Raw genomic sequence first — 421 nt, 5'->3', positions numbered from 1 at the left:
CGGATGCCCTCGCCCCAGCTCAGGGCGTCGCCGCCGTGGTGGATCTCGTCGAGGATCACGAGGGTCTTGGCAGCCTCGGTGCGGTTCCGGTGCAGGACGGGCTTGTTCGCCACCTGGGCGTACGTCAGGGCCACCCCGCGGTACTCGGCGCCGTGCCGCCCGTCCGCGTTCTTGAAGTTCGGGTCGATCGCGATGCCCACGCGCGCGGCGTTGTCCGCCCACTGGCGCTTGAGGTGGTCCGTGGGCGCGACGACGGTCAGCCGCTGCACCACGCCGGAGTCCATCAGGATCTTGGCCACGCGCAACGCGAACGTGGTCTTGCCCGCGCCGGGGGTCGCGACCGTCAGGAAGTCCTGCGGCGCGGTCTCGAGATAGCGCTCCAGCGCCTCCTGCTGCCACTGGCGCAGCTTGGGGGCCGTCC

At 71.5% G+C, this 421-nt stretch carries 1 protein-coding gene; it reads right to left on the bottom strand.

Annotation, left to right across the window (positions count from 1 at the left end; genetic code table 11):
* Positions 1 to 421 (bottom strand): DEAD/DEAH box helicase (locus tag ACOMDU_RS13735; protein WP_476718556.1); only part of this gene is annotated, 421 nt, incomplete at both ends.

The organism is Vescimonas sanitatis (assembly GCF_049060325.1).
Classification (GTDB): Bacteria; Bacillota; Clostridia; order Oscillospirales; family Oscillospiraceae; genus Vescimonas; species Vescimonas sanitatis.
Note: the sequence above shows the minus strand (reverse complement) of the source record. Positions and strands in the feature narration are given on the sequence as shown.